The sequence below is a fragment of the Methylomonas sp. HW2-6 genome (assembly GCF_052474525.1).
In genome coordinates, this window is the sequence record NZ_CP184124.1 from 4,390,014 (window position 1) to 4,408,909 (window position 18,896).

The 18,896-nt window shown below is 55.6% G+C and carries 15 protein-coding genes; 7 read left to right on the forward strand and 8 right to left on the reverse strand.

The window, feature by feature from the left end:
- Positions 1-3 precede the first annotated feature (3 nt).
- The 3 genes from ACH518_RS21055 to ACH518_RS21065 are packed head-to-tail and all read right to left on the reverse strand — an operon-like array spanning position 4 to position 2,944.
- Entirely contained in the window at positions 4-507 is a 504-nt protein-coding gene (locus ACH518_RS21055) for a hypothetical protein (protein ID WP_445371514.1), read from the reverse strand.
- Positions 504-1,145, reverse strand: a complete 642-nt coding sequence (locus ACH518_RS21060) for a hypothetical protein (RefSeq protein WP_445371515.1) — start codon at positions 1,143-1,145, stop codon at positions 504-506. The genes ACH518_RS21055 and ACH518_RS21060 overlap by 4 nt, the downstream gene beginning before the upstream one ends.
- Positions 1,142-2,944 (reverse strand): VWA domain-containing protein, encoded by a 1,803-nt coding sequence (locus ACH518_RS21065; RefSeq protein WP_445371516.1) that lies wholly within the window; start codon positions 2,942-2,944, stop codon positions 1,142-1,144. The genes ACH518_RS21060 and ACH518_RS21065 overlap by 4 nt, the downstream gene beginning before the upstream one ends.
- A gap of 130 nt (positions 2,945-3,074) precedes the next feature.
- Here ACH518_RS21065 and ACH518_RS21070 point away from each other — a divergent pair, with 130 nt between their 5' ends.
- Positions 3,075-4,247 (forward strand): phosphoglycerate kinase, encoded by a 1,173-nt coding sequence (locus ACH518_RS21070; RefSeq protein WP_140911640.1) that lies wholly within the window; start codon positions 3,075-3,077, stop codon positions 4,245-4,247.
- A gap of 50 nt (positions 4,248-4,297) precedes the next feature.
- Here the strand turns inward: ACH518_RS21070 and ACH518_RS21075 are convergent, their stop codons facing one another.
- Both ACH518_RS21075 and hslO read right to left on the reverse strand, forming a co-directional pair.
- A complete protein-coding gene (locus ACH518_RS21075) occupies positions 4,298-5,065 on the reverse strand; it encodes a hypothetical protein (RefSeq protein WP_445371517.1) in 768 nt (255 codons plus the stop codon).
- A 7-nt stretch (positions 5,066-5,072) separates the two neighbouring features.
- The gene (gene hslO / locus ACH518_RS21080; RefSeq protein ID WP_278210722.1) at positions 5,073-5,954 is read right to left on the reverse strand and encodes an Hsp33 family molecular chaperone HslO; all 882 of its coding nucleotides are present in this window, start codon (positions 5,952-5,954) and stop codon (positions 5,073-5,075) included.
- 76 nt (positions 5,955-6,030) lie between these two features.
- Between hslO and msrA the strand changes: the two genes are divergently transcribed.
- From msrA to ACH518_RS21095, 3 genes are all read left to right on the forward strand, one after another.
- Entirely contained in the window at positions 6,031-6,666 is a 636-nt protein-coding gene (gene msrA, locus ACH518_RS21085; protein WP_445371518.1) for a peptide-methionine (S)-S-oxide reductase MsrA, read from the forward strand.
- A 256-nt stretch (positions 6,667-6,922) separates the two neighbouring features.
- Positions 6,923-8,776: a methanol/ethanol family PQQ-dependent dehydrogenase gene (locus ACH518_RS21090; protein WP_445371519.1), complete on the forward strand. Its 1,854-nt coding sequence runs from the start codon at positions 6,923-6,925 to the stop codon at positions 8,774-8,776.
- Positions 8,777-8,867: 91 nt separating this feature from the next.
- A complete protein-coding gene (locus tag ACH518_RS21095; RefSeq protein WP_445371520.1) occupies positions 8,868-9,725 on the forward strand; it encodes a quinoprotein dehydrogenase-associated putative ABC transporter substrate-binding protein in 858 nt (285 codons plus the stop codon).
- A gap of 18 nt (positions 9,726-9,743) precedes the next feature.
- Here ACH518_RS21095 and malQ read toward each other — a convergent pair whose 3' ends face one another.
- The 3 genes from malQ to glgC are packed head-to-tail and all read right to left on the reverse strand — an operon-like array spanning position 9,744 to position 14,198.
- Positions 9,744-11,219 (reverse strand): 4-alpha-glucanotransferase, encoded by a 1,476-nt coding sequence (malQ, locus tag ACH518_RS21100; protein WP_445371521.1) that lies wholly within the window; start codon positions 11,217-11,219, stop codon positions 9,744-9,746.
- A gap of 17 nt (positions 11,220-11,236) precedes the next feature.
- Positions 11,237-12,928, reverse strand: a complete 1,692-nt coding sequence (locus ACH518_RS21105; protein WP_445371522.1) for a glycoside hydrolase — start codon at positions 12,926-12,928, stop codon at positions 11,237-11,239.
- Entirely contained in the window at positions 12,918-14,198 is a 1,281-nt protein-coding gene (gene glgC, locus ACH518_RS21110; RefSeq protein ID WP_140911632.1) for a glucose-1-phosphate adenylyltransferase, read from the reverse strand. The genes ACH518_RS21105 and glgC overlap by 11 nt, the downstream gene beginning before the upstream one ends.
- A gap of 216 nt (positions 14,199-14,414) precedes the next feature.
- On the opposite strand from glgC, the gene glgB reads away from it, so the two are divergent.
- Genes glgB through ACH518_RS21125 form a run of 3 tightly spaced genes read left to right on the forward strand, consistent with a single transcriptional unit; the run spans position 14,415 to position 18,813 of the window.
- Positions 14,415-16,592, forward strand: coding sequence for a 1,4-alpha-glucan branching protein GlgB (gene glgB / locus ACH518_RS21115; RefSeq protein WP_445371523.1), 2,178 nt, complete (start codon positions 14,415-14,417; stop codon positions 16,590-16,592).
- Between the two features lie 9 nt (positions 16,593-16,601).
- The gene (gene glgA / locus ACH518_RS21120; protein ID WP_140911630.1) at positions 16,602-18,035 is read left to right on the forward strand and encodes a glycogen synthase GlgA; all 1,434 of its coding nucleotides are present in this window, start codon (positions 16,602-16,604) and stop codon (positions 18,033-18,035) included.
- Positions 18,025-18,813, forward strand: coding sequence for a secretin N-terminal domain-containing protein (locus tag ACH518_RS21125; RefSeq protein ID WP_445371524.1), 789 nt, complete (start codon positions 18,025-18,027; stop codon positions 18,811-18,813). Before glgA ends, ACH518_RS21125 begins: the two co-directional genes overlap by 11 nt.
- Positions 18,814-18,896: the final 83 nt, after the last annotated feature.

Genomic DNA, 18,896 nt, shown 5'->3' on the forward strand with positions numbered 1-18,896 from the left:
GCATCAATCGAACACATCCCCCCAATCCGGCGGCGGCGTTTCGGTTTGCTCCGCACCGGCTTCCGCAGGCTCGGCATCGCCATCGCCGCCCGCTGGTTCTGCATCGCCGTCCGCTGGTTCTGCAATCGGCGGCGCAACGGGTTTTGCCGTCAGGGTGGCGTTCAGATAACTGTCGAGCAAGCCGCACAGACTCTCGTAAAAACCGGATAGCGGTTGCCGACCCAGCAATTGCTCGACACACTGGTATAGGAACTGCTTTTCCGCCAGCATCAGCACCTCCGACACGCTATGCCCTGCCTCCTCGCCGAAGCCGTATTTTTCGACCAGCGCCAGCAGGATACGATCTGCACGCTGCCCTTGCCGGTCTTCGATTTCAGCCAACAACGCCTCGATTTCGGCCTGATGGCGTTTTTTCTCCCGTCTGCCAACCAGCCACAGCACCGCCAATCCCAACACACTGACGGCGAATAGATTGGCCAGAATGATGATCGTCCAAGTCTGACTCATCGCTGCGCCAACTCCTCAAGGTCATGCCGCAACGCCAACTCGGCGTCGAGAAATATCTGCAACATCTTTTTGCTGCTGTTTTCCAATTCCAAAGCGGTTTGGTTGCCGCTAAACACCCGGGTATATTCCGCGGACATTTCGTCTATGGTTTTCATCGCCGTATCGAGTTGCCGCACCAATTGTTGATTCACCCGCTCCAGGCCGACCTGCTTTTGCACCTGCTCCGCATCAGCGCCTCCGGCTGGCCCGTGCTGAACCGAACCGGCGCTGGTGACCAGATTTTGGTAAGGCTCGGCCAATTGCTCGATGCGTTGCTCTATCTCCTGCAACAGCACCAATTCCCGCTTCAGGAACAAGCGGATTACATCCTGAAACAAGGCGCGTTCCGAGGCGTTGACTTGCTGCAGCACCGTTTCGATTTCCGTTTCGCTCAAACTGCAATGTTCGCTGATGAACTGCTGCAAACGTTCGCCTTTTTCGAAGGAATGACCTTCCAAATCGCCGATGAAGCGCTCGATTTCGGCCATTTCCTTGCCTTTTCTATTCCGGGACAGGTAGAACAGCACGATAACCAACAACAACAAAACGGCAAAAGCTTCCGCCGCCAATACCACGACTACCGAATCGAACGAACTCATGACAATTTCTCCAACAAGCGTTGATGCTGTTCCGCTTCGGATTTTTTCAAATAGCGGTAGATAAAAAAGCCGGCCAGCCCGAATAACAGATTAATCGCCAGCAAAACGCCGCCGACCAGCCACCAATTGGCCGCCGGCAGCAGCTCGGGCTCCGACTCGGGCTCGGGCTCGGGATGCGTGTCCGGATGCGCAGCTTCCTTGGCCGCAACATGGCCTGCCTCGGCAGCCGGGACCGCAGGCTCGCCATGTTGCGGTGGTTCCTCGGCAGCGGCCGGCGCCGCATGAAACCAGCTATCGTCTATCGCTACAGGCTTGACGGCCGGAGACACCGGGTTGCCATGGCGATCCTTGGCCATTACGTTGAAACTGACCTTGGTGACGCTTGCCGGCGGCAATTCGGTTAAATCCAACTCCCATAGCCCGTCTTTTGCGGTCGCTGCACGCGTTTCAGGCGGTTTGTCGTCGCGGCTGATTTGGGCGTTAATCACCATGCCGGCCGGCTCCAACAGCGCCAAATCGGGTTTCAACAACAGGCGTACCCGCCGCTGTCCGGCATCGATCTGCCGCTCCACAGTAATCGGCGTCGCTACAACTTGGATCTCGCTGATGATTTCGCGTTTGAAGGTCTTGCCGTCGGCGAGGAATTTCAGGGTGTGCTTACCAACCGCCAGCCCGCTCAAACTGTGCTGAAAAAAACCGGGGTTGCCGGCCGCCGCCATTTTCTGCGGCGCAGATTGGTCCAATCCCAACTCCAAACTCAACATGCCGAGAAAATCGGCCCGAGTAATCAACTGATCGCGGTCGGTAAAGTGGGCCTCCACCGCCAATGTGTCGTGCTCGCCGATAAAATTCGGAATTTGGCTGAGCTGTAGCTTGAGGTCGGTCACGATCATGACCTGATTGTCCGGATCGACTTCGGCCAGCAAACGCCACTCACCCACCGCCGGCTGCCTGACCGTGATCAAATCGTAATTCTGGCTTTCCAGCCACGACACATTGGCGGCCATGGTCTGCTTCGCCAATGTTTTGCCGTCCGGCAGGGCCAATTGGGTCGGCGCCGCATGCGCGGTCTTGAACACCAGAATCGAAAACTCCTGAATGCCGCTGTCGACGCTGAATTTATTGTCGCGCAACGGCAGCGTGGTTTTCGGCGCGGCTTTTTGTGCCATCTTCAAAAACGAACGTTGCAATTGGTCGGCGGATTGGGCGACCTCGGCCCAACCGCCGGTCTCGAACGCCAGTTTGTCCAGCAACTCCTGGTCGGCTTGGTCGGACAACGCGACAGTCTGCACCTGGATATCTTGTTGCTGCAACTGCGGAATCCATTCGCTGAGAATGCGCTCCCGCGAATCGGCACTCTGCATGATGTCCTTGGAAATATCGACGAAGCCGTCGGTCAATAGGATCAAGTGCTTGCGGCCGGGGCCTTTGAAGCCTTGGCTGAGAACGGTACGGATCGCGTCTTCGATATGGGTGTACAGGCCGCGGGAATGAATGTTGGCCAGCGCTTTACCGGCTTGCTGTTTCCAGGCCGCATTGACCTTATCGCTGGCGATTAGCGGCACGGTCTTTTCGGCAAACAACCACAATCCGGTGCGGCTGCCGTCCGGCAGCAATTCGACCAGCAAGCGGCCGGCTGCGACGCGCAGATTGTCCGGATCGTTTTGCTTCATGCTGCCGGAGACGTCGATCAGCACCTGAATCTCGTCTCCGCCCGTTGCCGGCGAGGGTTGCGCTCGGGCCGCAGTACCGGCAAAAGCAAAAACGCATGCCGCGACCGCCATCAGTAATCTGCACATGACTCCGTCCGGGAGAGTTAAGGTAATGGTTAAAAAATATAGTCTAATGGGTCGGAGTGTTGCCGATTTTTAATTCGGGCCGCGACCGGTGATACCCTATAATGTTTTTATTTCAACCATAGGAGAACTTATGTCTATCAAACGAATGGTCGATCTGGATCTGGCAGGCAAACGCGTCCTGATCCGCCAGGATTTAAACGTACCGGTCAAAGACGGCAAAGTCACCAGCGATTTGCGCATTCAGGCCAGCGTTCCGACCGTTGAAGCAGCCTTGGCCGGCGGCGCCGCGGTGATTTTGATGTCTCACCTGGGCCGCCCGACCGAAGGCGAATACGACGAAGCCTCCAGCTTGAAACCCGTTGCCGAGCGTTTTTCCCAATTGCTGGGCCAGCCGGTACGTCTGGTCAAAGACTGGCTGGACGGCGTCGAGGTCAAACGCGGCGAAGTCGTGCTGTGCGAGAACGTGCGTTTCAATAAGGGCGAAAAGAAAAACAGCGCCGAGCTGGGCCAAAAAATGGCTGCGCTGTGCGACATCTTCGTGATGGACGCCTTCGGCACCGCCCACCGCGCCGAAGCCTCGACCCATGCTGTGGCCGAGCACGCTGCAGTCGCCTGCGCCGGTCCGCTGCTGGCCGCGGAATTGGATGCATTGGGCAAGGCCCTGGAAACCCCGGCCCGGCCGTTGGTGGCAATCGTCGGCGGTTCCAAGGTTTCGACTAAATTGACCGTGCTGGAATCATTGTCGACCAAAGTCGATCAATTGATCGTCGGCGGCGGCATCGCGAATACTTTCATTGCCGCGGCTGGCTATGGCGTCGGCAAGTCCTTGTACGAAGCCGATCTGCTTCCGGAAGCGAAAAAATTGATTGCAGCGGCGAAACAACGCGGTGCGGACATTCCGGTGCCGGTTGACGTGGTCACTGCCAAAGAATTTTCGGAATCCGCAGCCGCCACCGTGAAAAACGTGGCCGACGTAGCTGAAGACGATCTGATTCTGGACATCGGCCCGGAAACCGCAAAGCAATATGCGGAAATCTTGAAAACGGCCGGCACCATCGTCTGGAACGGCCCGGTCGGTGTATTCGAAATCGACCAGTTCGGCGAAGGCACCAAATCCATGTCGATGGCAATCGCCGACAGCCCGGCATTCTCGATTGCCGGCGGCGGCGACACTTTGGCGGCGATCGACAAATACGGTATTGCCGATAAAGTGTCCTACACCTCCACCGGCGGCGGCGCCTTCCTGGAATTCCTGGAAGGTAAGGAACTGCCTGCCGTTGCGGTATTGAAAGCCCGCAGCTAATCAAGCAGTCGAGCAAATGGGCCGGCGGCCATGCAGCCGGCCCAATCAGCCTACAAACCGGCGACGGTCTTATCTTCTTGGTAATCCCGGTAGTTGATCGAAATCTTCAGGCCGGCGAAACGGCCGGACATTTTCACCATCTCCGCTGTTTGCTTGTCGAACATCAGCCTGACTTCGCTCAAAGCCCTATCCTCGTAACCTTCTTCGATCTCCTTCGCTTCCAGACGGAAGTGGTACAGATAAACTTCCTGCTTGTCTTCCTGAGTGATCTCCAACGGCTCGCCTAACTGCTTGACCACTACCGATTTTTTCGGCAGCAGCGCGGCAATTTTTTCGAGTTGGTCGGCTTTGGCTTTTAACTGCTTTTTCTCTTCATTGATTTCGGCACCGCCCAACGAACGGAACGAAGCCTCCAAAAACTCCGGCGGCGCGATTTGCAGAAACAGGTTGGAAAAGGTCCAGTCGGTGATCTTGTCCTCCTTGTTGAAGGCCAGATCCAGGTAAAAGCTGATTTCCGGGGCGACCTGCTTGCCGTCCTTGTCGATTTTCCGGAACCAATAACGCCATCGCTTGCCGTCGGCGGTCTGCTCCTCGCTACTGGCATGCAGTTTGGCCAAGGAAACGAAATCTTCACTGAACAACTTCGGCTTTTTGAAATGTACGGTGAAATCGTCTTTCGACACCACCGAGAAATAGCGGTCGAATTCGTCCATCTGCAAATAGGTCTGATAGGCGTGCAACCAATGCAGACAACCAGTCATCGTGCTGAGCAAGGTAAAAGCCAGCAACCAGCGTAAAACTCGGGAAAATGTTTTCATAGCCTCCTCAATGCCGGGTCGGCGGGTTGGTCTCGGTTTCTGCCGCCGGATTGGTCAGCAAATTTTCTACGTCGATTTGATCGAAGCGGTATTGTGCACCGCAGAACTGGCAGTCGATTTCGATGTCGTCGCGCTCTTGCAAAATCGCATGCAGTTCGGACCGCCCCAACATCAATAAAGTGCCGGCGATTTTTTGCCGGGAACAAGTGCATTTGAATTCCACCGCTTCCGGATCGAAGATTCTGACCTTTTCCTGGTGGAATAGCCGATACAGCAAATCTTCGCAATCCAGCGTGAAGATTTCCTGGGCGGTGACGGTAGCAGCCAACATTTCCAGGCGCTCCCAGTCGGCCGGGTCTTTGTGTTCACCCGGCAACTCTTGAATCAGCAATCCGGCCGCGGCGTTGCGGTCGGCGAACAACCACAATCGGGTGTTCAGTTGTTCCGATTGCTTGAAATACACTTCCAACACTTCCGCCAGCGTATCGGCCTCGATCCCAACGATACCTTGGTAAGGTTCGGCATTCTCGGATTCGACGGTCAGCACCAATCGCCCGCCAGCACCGACCATTTCGCGCAGGTTGGCGCCGCTGACCTTGTCCGCGCTACGCACCAGTCCCCGAATGTTACGGTCGTTGCTGGCCTGGGCGACCAAAGCGGTCAAATCGCCGCCGCCCTGAATCTGCATAATCATTGCGCCTTTAAATTTGATCGTCGCCGACAGCAATACCACCGCGGCCAGCGCCTGTCCCATTTGGGCGTCGACTGCGTCGTCCGCTATCCGCTGGTGTTGCTTGGCTTCGACCAAGCTGGTCTGTAGCCGCACCCATTCGCCGCGCACACCGTGCTCTTCGAAGATAAAGCGGCGTAAGCAATCCTGTTGTTTCATGATTTGATTAACTTTATCGAAAGGTCGGGGATTATAATCCCCAGCGTCCCATCATTCGACTAGGGGGAAGGCGGTTATGTCTTTTCTTTCCAAAAAAATTGCCATGCCTGTTGCGGAACAAGCGTTAGCGGGCCGCTCGTCGCCTATCGCCAGCGGCTTGACGCATGCCGTACACGGCCATCCTTACCACCCGCCGTTTCCGGAGCAGATGCAGCAAGCGGTATTCGGCATGGGTTGTTTTTGGGGCGCCGAACGCAAGTTCTGGCAGCAAGCCGGCGTCTATACTACTGCAGTCGGCTATGCCGGCGGCTTTACGCCCAATCCAAGCTATCAGGAAGTCTGTAGCGGCATGACCGGCCACGCCGAAGTGGTTCTGGTAGTCTTCGACCCGCAAACCGTTAGCTACGCGTCGTTGTTGGCGGTGTTTTGGGAAGAGCACAACCCGACCCAAGGCATGCGTCAGGGCAACGACATCGGCACGCAGTACCGTTCGGCAATTTACTGCTACGGTGACGAACAACTCGCCGCAGCCAGCGCCAGCCAACACGCATACCAAGCTGAACTATCGAAAGCCGGATTTCCGCCAATCACGACTGAAATCCGCATTGCACCGCCGTTTTACTACGCCGAGCACGACCACCAGCAGTATCTGGCCAAAAATCCCGACGGTTATTGCGGCCTCGGCGGCCTGGGCATTTGTTTGCCGCGTTGAGCAAATCAGCGCCAAATGCTAAGGCATTATAAGTCTTGGCTTTATCGTTTGCGGGCGTTCCCGGCAGAGTTTTTCCGGTTGACTTTTAGGAAAAAATCCTTCAATTTACACGTCTGGTGTGGCTCTACCTCTGCGTTCGACGATGTGCGAACGACCTGAACAGGTCAGTCATCCAAACAGAGCTTTAAAACTAATATTAGTCTTAACAACACAAAACCGTACTCTGTCTCATCAACAGATTACCAGGAGGAAACATATGAAGAAGCCTGTACACAACTGGCTGCTTGCTTCGACTGTAGCGACGATCCTTGCTGCACCAACCGTATCTACCGCCAACGACGACTTAGAAAAATTAACTCAAAACCCTGCTAACTGGGCTTCTTGGGGTGGCGACTACGCTGGTACCCGCTACAGCAAATTGTCCCAAATCAACACTCAGAACGTTAAAAACCTGCAACCTGCCTGGTCTTTCTCTACCGGTGTGTTGCGTGGTCACGAAGGTGGTCCTCTGGTTGTTAACGGCGTTCTGTATATTCACACTCCGTTCCCTAACACCGTTTACGCGATCGACCAAAAAACCAAAGCCGTCATCTGGGAATTTACCCCGACCATGGATGCCGACGTAACCATCCCGGTCATGTGCTGCGATACCGTTAACCGCGGCTTGGCTTACGGCGACGGTAAAATCTTCCTGCAACAATCAGACACCGTGCTGACTGCGCTGGATGCCAAAACCGGCAAGCGCGTATGGAGCGTACAAAACGGCGACCCGAAACTGGGTATGACCAACACCAACGCGCCGATCGTTGTTAAAGACAAAGTCATCACCGGTATTTCCGGTGGTGAGTTTGGTGTCCGCGGCTTCCTGGCTGCTTACGACATCAAAACCGGCCAGTTGGCGTGGAAAGGTTACAGCATGGGTCCAGACAAGGACACCCTGATCAAACCGGGCAAATCCACCACCTGGCAAGACGGAAAAGTCACCCCACTGGGTCCTGAGTCAAGCTTGGCAACCTGGAAAGGTGACCAATGGAAAATCGGTGGCGGCACCACCTGGGGCTGGTATTCCTACGACCCTAAACTGAATCTGGTCTACTACGGCTCAGGCAACCCTTCTACATGGAACCCTGTACAACGTCCGGGCGACAACAAATGGTCCATGTCTTTGTGGGCTCGCGACGCCGACACCGGTGAAGTGAAATGGGTTTACCAAATGACTCCACACGACGAGTGGGACTACGACGGTATCAATGAAACCGTTCTGGTTGACCAAGAAGTTAAAGGCAAAATGCACAAAACCATCGTCCATTTCGACCGTAACGGCGTGGGTTACACCCTGGACCGCGAAACCGGCGAACTGTTGGTTGCTGAAACCTTTGACAAATCTGTCAACTGGCTGACCCACGTCGACATGAAATCCGGCCGTCCACAAGTCGTGCCAGAGTTCTCTACGGAACATAACGGCGAAGACGTCAACACAGTGGGCACCTGCCCTGCTGCTTTGGGCGCGAAAAACCAACAACCTGTTTCTTACTCTCCACAAACCGGCCTGTTCTACATCTCAGGCAACCACTTGTGCATGGAGTACGAACCGTTTGAAGTTAGCTACACCGCTGGCCAGCCTTACGTTGGTGCAACCCTGAACATGATGCCTGCTGGCGCCGATGTTTTGACCGGTAAAAAAGACGGCACCACCAACTTGGGTCAATTCACTGCTTGGGATGCCAAAACCGGCAAAATCGCTTGGTCTAACAAAGAACAATTCTCTGTATGGTCAGGCTCTGTTGCAACCGCTGGTGGCGTTGTGTTCTACGGCACCCTGGAAGGTTACCTGAAAGCAGTTGACGCCAAAACCGGTAAAGAATTGTACAAATTCAAAACCCCATCCGGCATCATCGGTAACGTCAACACTTGGGAATTCGAAGGCAAACAATACGTCGGCGTTCTGTCAGGTATCGGCGGTTGGGCAGGTATCGGTATCGCGGCCGGTCTGGACGACGGTTCGTCATCAACCAACTCGGAAGGTCTGGGTGCGGTTGGCGCGTACAGAAGCTTAGGCTCTTACACCAAACTGGGTGGTACACTGACTGTGTTCGCTCTGCCTAACTAAAATCTAAACGTTAGATTTGCAGTGAAGCAAGCCTTGGCCGAGCAATCGGCCAAGGCTTTTTTATGCCAAGAAAACCAGTACAGGAATTATCATGAAAGCCAATTCGACCTTCACCACTTGGGCCCTATCTCTAGCCTTGACCGCGCCAATCGCCAACAGCCAAGCCCAGGACAAGTTCAAAGTCTGCGCAGACCCGGTAAACCCGCCCTATTCCACTAAGGAACTGACCGGCTACGAGAATAAAATCGCCGCGCTGTTAGCCGACCAATTGGGCCAGGAACTCGAATACACCTGGTTGCCGGACCGCATCGGCTTCATCCGCAATACCTTGAAAGCGGAAAACGACAATGGCGAAGGTTTCAAGTGCGATGTCGTGATGGGCGTGCCGGCCGGCTTCGAATTGACCGAAACCACCAAACCCTACCTGCATTCGACCTACGTCTTATTGATTGCAAAAGGCCGGGGCTGGGACGATATCAAAGATCCCAACCAATTGGTGCAATTGCCCGAGCAGCGACAGCAGAAACTGAAAATCGCCATGTTCGACCGCGGCCCCGGTACCGACTGGCTGCAACAGAACGGCCTGCTGGATTACGGCGTTCCTTACCAAAGTATGACCGGCGACAGCGAACACAACGTGGCAATGCAGATCGAGAAGGATCTGCGCGCCGGAAAAATCGACATGGTGATTTTATGGGGCCCGATGGCGGCGTACGTGCAAAATCAGAACACCAAGAACGGCTATATCGCAATCCCGATGCAATCGGCACCGGGGACGCGCTTCGATTTCTCGATTGCGATGGGCATTCGCCAAGGCGACAATCAGCGCAAGCAACAGCTTAACGACTTGATCGACAAGAATCGGGCAAAAATCCAGGCGATTATTGCCGACTACAAAATTCCGTCGCTACCGATACCGGAAAAACCGGCCAAGCAAGACGACGATTGACAGCTGAACTCGGCCGCTTCAGCAGCGGCCGAACAAGCGGATTAAATGCGCAAAATGTCCGGCTTTATCGTCGGACAATTGCGACCAATCGAAACGCCAGCGCCAGTTACCTTCAGTGGTTCCGGGCGTATTCATCCGATCCGGCGACCCGAGCTTTAAGATATCCTGCATCGGAATCATCGCCAGATTGGCAACCGATCCCATCGCGGCATGAATCAGCGCGCTCGGCATCGGCAAACTGGACCAGCCTAAATAGTCATAAATCCGCTGTTTTTCGCTGTCGTTAAGCCCGTCGAACCAGCCTAACGTGGTGTCGTTGTCGTGGGTACCGGTATACACCACACAGTTTCGATGGTAGTTACACGGCAAATAGGGATTGCGACTATCGTCGCCGAAAGCAAATTGCAAAATCTTCATGCCGGGCAATTCGAAGTCGTCGCGCAAGGCCTCGACTTCGGCGGTAATGATGCCCAAGTCTTCGGCAACCAGCGACAGCGAGCCGAAATGGCGTTGAATCTCGGCCAACAGCTCGGCGCCGGGCGCGACGACCCAGCGGCCGTTGATCGCGGTGTCCTCGTCGGCCGGAATCTCCCATGCCGCCTCCAGCCCGCGAAAATGGTCAATGCGGAGAATATCGAACATCTCGTATTGCGATTTGATCCGCTCCAGCCACCACTTGAAACCGGTTTTGCGCAAATACTCCCAGTCATAATGCGGATTACCCCAGCGCTGACCGAATTCGGAGAAATAATCCGGCGGCACCCCGGCCACGACTTCCATCTCGCCGGCCGCGTTCAGTTTGAACACGTCGCGGTTAGCCCAAACGTCGGCACTATCATAGGAAACAAAAATCGGAATATCGCCGAACATCAGGACGCCGTGCCGAGCCGCATAATCCTTCAACTCGTGCCACTGCCTGAAGAATACGTACTGTTCGAATTTGATCGAATCGATCACCGCTTTCAATAACTGCCGCGACTCGCTCAGCGCTTTCGGCTCACGTTGTCGCAACGCTTCCGGCCACTCGTTCCAACATTTGTGCCCGAATACGTTACGCAATGCGATAAACAAGGCGAAGTCGTCGAGCCAATCGGCTTTTTCCTGACAAAACCGTTGAAAATCAGCCTGCTGTTCGGCATCGGCCAAATTTTGGAAGCCGTAGAACGCCTTGGTTATCAGGCAACTTTTGGTAATTTCAGTATTGGTATGACAATCGCCGCAACGGTCGACGGCCTGCAGCCACCCCTTGTCCGACAACCATTCGAGATTGATCAGCGCCGGATTGCCGGCATGGGCAGACAAACACTGGTACGGCGACCCGTCGCCGTGCGGCATGCCGAGTGGCAAGGTCTGCCAAACCGTGGCACCGGTATCGTGCAGAAAATTGACAAAATGAAACGCTTCCCTTCCCAAATCGCCACACTCTCCGCGCCCCGGCAAGGATGTAATGTGTAGCAAAACGCCCGCGCGGCGTTTATCCAAGAGAGCACCCATGAACTAGTTCCGTTTTCTTATATTTGATTACCGCGGCGCATAGCACCGCCCATCGCCGGACTACCGCTACCTTGCGTAAACGACAAGGCCAAGTACGCCGGCGGCTCTTCCCCCAACAACCGGTAAAGGTTGGTCAGATTGAGCCTATACTGCTTTTCGAAGTCGCTAACCGCTTCGCCGGGGTTATAGTCGCCAAACCACCAGAACCAGTCCGATCCTTCGCAAACACCCAGCTGGGTTTGAGCACGCAGCAGCTGTTGCTCGTTGAGCTTACCGTTCGCCACAGCCCGATCGAACGCCGTCTTGACATCGCCCAGCATATCCCAGCCGTAATTCTTATCGGCATCGCCAATCCAGGTCGAAAAGGTACCGTAAACCCAACTTCCAGCCACCAATTTCGGCAATTTTCCTCTGCGATTTCCTTTGCTATCCAGATACTCGGAAAAGGTGGTCAACTCGATACGCGGATGCTCGCTCAACCGACGATACAAAGCGCTAAGAAAATGATAGCCGTTATCCGGAAAATATTCCCACGCATTTTCGCCGTCCATAATGATCGAAACCAGAGGCTCCTCGCTATCGAAATCGGCGATATTCTCCAAATGTTTGATCAAATCGGCCACCGCATCATCGGCATGCCATTTGGAATATTCAAAACCTATCAGGTCTGACAAGCCATCGTCCCGGAAAAAACAGGCGATATCGGCTGAATGCAGTTTAAACGGCTGGTGCGGGCTGCAACTTCCGGCCAAACCGGAGGCGTGCAAACTATTGTGCAGCACGTTGCCGCCACTGGCGGCCCAACGGAAACCGGTTTCCGCAAGGATCTGCAGCGTCCGCTCGCTGACACTACCCTCCGACGGCCAGCAACCTTGCGGCTCGAAGCCGAAGAAATGCCGAAACGTCGCCACGCCCTTTTGCAGATGCCAACGTACCCGCTCCTCCCCGCCCGGATAGTTATCCAGTCCCGGCAATTCGACGCCAGGCATCGCCTCGCGGGCACAATCGATTTGCAGCATCAGCGGCATGATCGGATGGGCGTAAGGGGTAACGGATAATTCGATACGGCCTTTTCTGGCCAGCGATTTATAACGGTAGATGACTCGCGATAACAGGTCGCCGATAATTTCGACAATCTCGATCCTGTCGTGCAGACTGAAACCGCTGCCTTTGTCGATCAGACGCTGCACGCGGCCGTCGCCAAGTTTGACAGTCTCGCCCATCCACACCAAATGGTACCAGACCAATATGTCGGAAATGAACTGCGCGTTGACGTAGTTGACCGAATCCTGGTGCGACTGGATCCAATCCGCCATATCGATTAGCTTGCGGAAGGCGGGATAGCGCTCGATCTGTCGCTCGCGGTTCGCCTTACGGCAATCGTGCAACAATTTCAGTCGCCGATCCGGATCAGCCGAAACAGCCGGCTCAACCAAGGCCGCAAGCAGCGGATCCTTGATCGCGATTCTATCGTGCAAATAGCCATTGACCTGGTTTGAATAGTCTTCGATCTGCTCCAGCAAGATGGGCGCAAAGTTCACCACCGCTTTCGCCGCCGGAGTGGCCTCCAGGTGGGCCACCATATCGACGTAGTCTTTTATGACATGCAGATAAGTCCAAGGTAATTTGAACTCCCCGCTCTGCATATCGCGGTATTCCGGCTGGTGCATGTGCCAGCACAGCACCAGCTTCAATTTTTTAGCGGACATAATTCCGGCGTTGCCCCAACATATCGGAGGTCACCAGCACGACGCCGCCCTCGCTGACATGAAAGCGCTTTTCGTCTTCAGCCCGGTTTTCGCCGATCACGGTGCCTTCCGGCACTTGGCAGCCTTTTTCGATGATCGCTTTCTTGATCCGGCAATGCCGGCCGATATTGACTTCCGGCAGCACTACCGAATCCTCTACGATGCTATAGGAATTGACCCTGACTTGCGAGAACAACAGCGAGTGCCTGACCGTCGCGCCGGATATCACACAGCCGCCGGAGACCATCGAGTCGATGGCTTGACCGCGGCGGTCGTCGTCGTCGAACACGAATTTAGCCGGCGGCGTCTGCGCTTGGTAGGTCCAGATCGGCCAGGTGTTGTCGTACAGATTCAGGTCAGGTTTGACGCCGACCAGCTCCATGTTGGCGGTCCAGTAAGCGTCGATGGTTCCGACGTCGCGCCAGTAGCTTTGCTGGCCGCTTTGCAGATCCAAAAACGGATAGGCGTTGACCCGGTACTTGTCGATTACCGCCGGAATGATGTCTTTGCCGAAATCGCGGCTGGACCCCTTGGTGTCCGCATCTTTGATCAGTTGCTCGAACAAAAACCCGGCATTAAAAATGTAAATCCCCATGGACGCCAGTGCGGTGTTCTCCCGGCCCGGCATGACCGGCGGATTTTCCGGCTTTTCGACGAACGCCTTAACCCGACGGTTGTCGTCGACGTGCATTACCCCGAACGCCTTAGCATCTTCCAGCGACACTTCGATACAGCCGATGGTCAGGTCGGCCTTGTTGGCGACATGGTCGGCCAACATCACCGAGTAATCCATTTTGTAAATGTGGTCGCCGGCCAAGACCAACACGAACTCCGGATTGCGCGCCCGTAAAATATCGATGTTTTGGTAGATTGCATCGGCTGTGCCCTGATACCACGAGTGTTCGTCGTGGCGCTGCTGCGCCGGCATCAGATCGACGTATTCGCCGAATTCGCCGCGCAGGAAGCCCCAGCCTTGCTGAATGTGCCGAATCAAGGAATCGGCTTTGTATTGGGTCAGGATTCCGATCTTGCGAATATCCGAGTTGATGCAATTCGATAATGGAAAATCGATAATCCGAAACTTGCCGCCGAAAGGTACCGCCGGCTTAGCCCGCCAGTCCGTCATGTTCTTCAACCGCGAGCCGCGTCCGCCAGCCAAAATTAAAGCGATGGTATTGCGGGTTAAATCGTTTACCCGTCTCTCCTGCTGATGTGTATCGACGACTGACATGTATTTCCTCGTTCAATTGATAAGCTTTACTGCAAATACGGGCGGCGGCCGGCCGATGCAGATTTCTCGAGCTGGCACTTGCCGCGCTGAGCCATTATCGTTACTCTTCACGGAAAAGTAAAAACCCATACGCATTGCTACTATTAACGCCGGTCTTTTAGCAAAATCGCCGTCCCCGCCCAACGCTTAACCCTAACTATACTGAGGCCCTGCAAGATGAACAAGCCAAGCCCGTTACATTCGCTTGATTCAGAACTCGTCAAAATTAAAGATGCCAAACATCACGATCCGTTCTCGGTTTTGGGCCGCCATACCGTAGGCGGCGACACCATTCTCCGCGCCTTTTTGCCCTACGCCGAATCCGTCAAACTGGCAGCCGACGGCGGCGAATTCCAACGCATCCCGGACAGCGATTTCTTCGAATACCGCCCCGGCAAAACCGGCGTTCCGGCCCACTACCAGTTAATTTGGCTGGACAAAGACGGCGGCAGCCACTGCCAGTACGATCCTTATAGCTTCGGGCCGATACTGCCGGAATTCGACCAACATCTGTTCGGCGAAGGCAGGCATTGGCACATTTACCAAAAGCTCGGCGCCCATTTGATGACGGTCGACGGCATTGAAGGCGTGCATTTCGCCGTCTGGGCTCCCAATGCGCAACGAGTCAGCGCCATCGGCGACTTCAATCGCTGGGATGGCCGTTGCCATCCGATGCGCAATCTGGGCAACAGCGGCATTTGGGAGATCTTTATTCCGGGCCTGACGGTAGGCAACCTTTACAAGTTCGAAATCCTGAACCGCCACAGCGGCCAAGTGCTGGTCAAAACCGACCCTTACGGCCAGCAGTTCGAGTTTCGTCCATCCACTGCGGCGATCGTGGTCGACGAGGATGCCTACATGTGGCGAGACGGCGCCTGGATGGAGCAACGGCCGCAACACGACTGGCTCCACCGGCCGATGTCGATCTACGAAGTACACCTCGGCTCTTGGCGGCGCGACCACCGCGGCAATTTTCTGAACTACCGCGATCTGGCCGCGCAATTGGTCGATTACGTCAAGGAAATGGGCTTTACCCATATCGAACTGTTACCGGTCACCGAACACCCGCTGGACATTTCCTGGGGCTACCAGACCACCGGTTATTTTGCGCCGACCAGCCGCCACGGCACGCCGGACGACTTCCGTTTTTTCGTCGATCACTGCCACCAAAACGGCATCGGTGTGATCCTGGACTGGGTGCCGGCCCATTTTCCGAAGGACAGCTTCGCGCTGGGTCGCTTCGACGGCACCCCGCTTTACGAGCACGAAGACCCGCGCAAAGGCGAACATCGCGATTGGGGCACATTGATCTACAACTACAGCCGCAATGAAGTGAAAAACTTCCTGCTGTCCAGCGCCTTCTTCTGGCTGGAGGAATTCCATCTGGACGGTCTGCGCGTCGATGCGGTCGCCTCGATGCTGTATCTGGATTACTCGCGCGATGCCAACGACTGGATTCCCAATATGTACGGCGGCAACGAAAACCTGGAAGCGATCGACTTCCTGCGCCATATGAATACGGTGACCCACGAGCAGCACCCCGGCACCGTGATCATGGCCGAAGAATCCACCTCCTGGCCGCAAGTGACCCGGCCGACCTGGACCGGCGGCTTGGGCTTCTCGATGAAATGGAATATGGGCTGGATGCACGACATTCTGCATTACATGCAAGAGCAGCCGATTCACCGCTCCTACCATCACGATTCGCTGACCTTCGGCCTGTTGTACGCCTTCACCGAAAACTTCGTGCTGCCGTTTTCGCACGACGAAGTGGTGCACGGCAAAGGCTCTCTGCTGAACAAAATGCCCGGCGACGAATGGCAGCGTTTCGCCAACCTGCGCCTGCTCTATACCATGATGTTCACCTATCCCGGCAAGAAGCTGTTGTTCATGGGCTGCGAATTCGGCCAGGGCACCGAGTGGAGTTGTAACCGCACCTTGGATTGGTACGTGTTGGACTATCCCCACCATCGCGGCTTGCAGACATTGGTCAAGGATCTGAACAAGCTATACAGCAGCCATGCCGCGTTACACCGTTACGATTTCGAACATCAAGGCTTCGAATGGATCGATTGCCACGACTACCAGCAGTCCATCATCAGCTACCGGCGCAAATCGGCACACGAAGATTTGATCGTCATCCTGAATTTCACACCGGTGCCGCGGGAAAGCTATCGGATCGGCGTGCCGCAACCGGGCACCTACTTCGAAATTTTCAACTCCGACTCGCAATATTACGACGGCAGCAACGTCGGCAACGGGACGGTATTGTCCGAACCGCAACCGTGGATGGGCCAGCAACATTCGATTGCCGTCACCTTACCGCCCTTAGCCGGCATCATTTTGAAAATGTAGTTCTCCGATATGAAAAAAATCCTGTTCGCTAGCAGCGAAACCCATCCTCTGATCAAAACCGGCGGCTTGGCCGACGTCGCCGGCAGCTTACCGCAAGCCTTGGCCGAATTGGGTCAGGACGTGCGCATCATCATGCCCAATTACCAGGCCATCAAGAACTGCGAGCCGGGCCGCTACCTGTGCACGGTGCGGGTCAATAATTGCGACGTCAATTTGCTGGAAACCCGACTGCCGGACAGCAGCGTCATCGTCTGGCTGGTCGATTACCCGCCGTTTTTCAACGTCCCCGGCAACCCCTACCTGGACGAAGCCGGCCGACCCTGGGCCAATATCGGCGAGCGCTTTGCGCTGTTCTGCCGCATCATCGTCGAAGTGGCGATGAATCGGGCTTACCTGGACTGGCGCGCCGACATTTTACATTGCAACGACTGGCAAACCGGACTGGCGCCGGCCTTGTTGTCGTTGGAGCAAGAACCGCCGGCGACCGTGTTCACGATCCACAACATGGCTTACCAAGGCCTGTTTCCGGGTAGCGCCTATTCGCAACTGAATTTGCCAGGGCAATTGCTGCACCCGGAAGGACTCGAATTTCACGGCATGCTGTCGTTCATCAAGGGCGGCCTGGCCTACGCCGACCGCATCACCACGGTCAGCCCCACCTACGCCCAGGAAATCCAGACGCCGGAATTCGGCTACGGCCTGGAAGGCTTGCTGGCTCACAAACAACAGCAGCTCAGCGGCATCATCAACGGCATCGATACAGCCGTTTGGAACCCGAGCAGCGACAGTTATTTGGCACACAATTACAGTGCTGACAACCTGGAAGGCAAGCAGGCCAACAAAGCCGCATTGCAACAGCAACTGGGCCTGCCGGTCGCGGCCGATGTACCTTTGTTCGGCCTGATCGGCAGGCTGGTGGAGCAAAAAGGCATAGACTTGGTATTGAACTGTCTGGCGGAAATGACAAGCTTACCGCTGCAATTCGCCTTGCTGGGCAGCGGCGACAAAAGCATAGAGTACCGCTTGCAGGAGTTCGCTCGGCTCTACCCGGAAAAGGTGGCCGTAACGATAGGCTACGACGAACGTCTGGCGCACCAAATCGAAGCCGGGGCCGACATTTTCCTGATGCCGTCGCGGTTCGAGCCGTGCGGGCTAAATCAAATGTACAGCCAACGTTACGGCACCATCCCGATCGTCAGAAAGACCGGCGGTCTGGCCGACACCGTGGTCGACGCCTTGCCGGAAAGCATCGCCAACGGTACCGCCAGCGGGATTGCCTTCAACGATGCCTCGGCGGCGGCATTGATCGAAGCCATCAAGCGCAGTTTGGTTCTATACCATAATCCGAAGATCTGGCATCAGATTCAACGCAATGCGATGGCCAAGGATTTCTCGTGGAAAAACAGCGCCGCACAATACATGGCCTTGTACGATGAAATTTAAGGCCGCTGGGCTGGCGCTGGCAATCTTGACCGGGCAAGCCGCCTGGGCCGACGAACCGGTGATGGAAGTGATTCCGCTCGCCAACCGCCCAGCCTCAGAAATCCTGCCCTTGTTGGCGCCGTTACTGGACGCCAACGATCGGGTGGTAGACAACGGCAGCAGCCTGATCGTCAGAACCCATCCGGACCGGCTGGAGGCCATTCAATCCCTGGTGCGCAAACTGGACGCCCGCCTCAGCAACCTGGTGATCAGCGTCTTGCAAAGCAGCAGCAAAACCGCCGCCGAACTCAACGCAGAAGCGGCAATCGCAGTGTCGCCGGACGCGATTCGGATGCGCGGCATAGTCGGCAACACGGCCGATTTGGAAAACCGGCAACAACACCAACAATTGCGCACCTTGGAAGGCCAGCCGGCCATCATCAGAACCGGCGAGGTAAGGCCGGTGCATCAATACAATGCTTACCAATACGGCTACGGCGCCAGCGTTTACAGCAACACCCAAATGGTCGAAGCGACGACCGGATTCGCCGTCACGCCGCGCCTGGTCGGCCGGCAAGTAATCATCGACGTTGCCCCCTGGTCCGATCGCTTTCGCCAGAATGGCCAACTCGACACCCAGTCGGCACAGACCTCGATACGCGCCAATCTGGGCGAATGGGTCGAAATTGCCGGCAACGTCGATGACGAAAACAGCCGGCATAGCGGATTCAACAGTTTCAACGACGCCACGCGGCACAACCAGCTGCGGATTCTGGTCAAAGTGGAAACGACCGACTGACGCGCTTTAGTCGGCAAATGCCGCGGCGGCGACGTTTCCAGCGTTTAGCGGCCCACACTCTGCCCCATCTGCCAATATACTTA

Excerpts from the sequence above, each read along its gene's own strand:
- glgB (WP_445371523.1), top strand. The coding sequence starts at position 14,415 with ATGAACAAGCCAAGCCCGTTACATTCGCTTGATTCAGAACTCGTCAAA.
- ACH518_RS21095 (WP_445371520.1), top strand. The coding sequence starts at position 8,868 with ATGAAAGCCAATTCGACCTTCACCACTTGGGCCCTATCTCTAGCCTTG.
- ACH518_RS21065 (WP_445371516.1), bottom strand. The coding sequence starts at position 2,944 with ATGTGCAGATTACTGATGGCGGTCGCGGCATGCGTTTTTGCTTTTGCC.
- ACH518_RS21070 (WP_140911640.1), top strand. The coding sequence starts at position 3,075 with ATGTCTATCAAACGAATGGTCGATCTGGATCTGGCAGGCAAACGCGTC.
- malQ (WP_445371521.1), bottom strand. The coding sequence starts at position 11,219 with ATGGGTGCTCTCTTGGATAAACGCCGCGCGGGCGTTTTGCTACACATT.
- ACH518_RS21075 (WP_445371517.1), bottom strand. The coding sequence starts at position 5,065 with ATGAAAACATTTTCCCGAGTTTTACGCTGGTTGCTGGCTTTTACCTTG.
- ACH518_RS21055 (WP_445371514.1), bottom strand. The coding sequence starts at position 507 with ATGAGTCAGACTTGGACGATCATCATTCTGGCCAATCTATTCGCCGTC.
- ACH518_RS21090 (WP_445371519.1), top strand. The coding sequence starts at position 6,923 with ATGAAGAAGCCTGTACACAACTGGCTGCTTGCTTCGACTGTAGCGACG.
- glgC (WP_140911632.1), bottom strand. The coding sequence starts at position 14,198 with ATGTCAGTCGTCGATACACATCAGCAGGAGAGACGGGTAAACGATTTA.
- ACH518_RS21105 (WP_445371522.1), bottom strand. The coding sequence starts at position 12,928 with ATGTCCGCTAAAAAATTGAAGCTGGTGCTGTGCTGGCACATGCACCAG.
- glgA (WP_140911630.1), top strand. The coding sequence starts at position 16,602 with ATGAAAAAAATCCTGTTCGCTAGCAGCGAAACCCATCCTCTGATCAAA.
- hslO (WP_278210722.1), bottom strand. The coding sequence starts at position 5,954 with ATGAAACAACAGGATTGCTTACGCCGCTTTATCTTCGAAGAGCACGGT.
- msrA (WP_445371518.1), top strand. The coding sequence starts at position 6,031 with ATGTCTTTTCTTTCCAAAAAAATTGCCATGCCTGTTGCGGAACAAGCG.
- ACH518_RS21125 (WP_445371524.1), top strand. The coding sequence starts at position 18,025 with ATGAAATTTAAGGCCGCTGGGCTGGCGCTGGCAATCTTGACCGGGCAA.
- ACH518_RS21060 (WP_445371515.1), bottom strand. The coding sequence starts at position 1,145 with ATGAGTTCGTTCGATTCGGTAGTCGTGGTATTGGCGGCGGAAGCTTTT.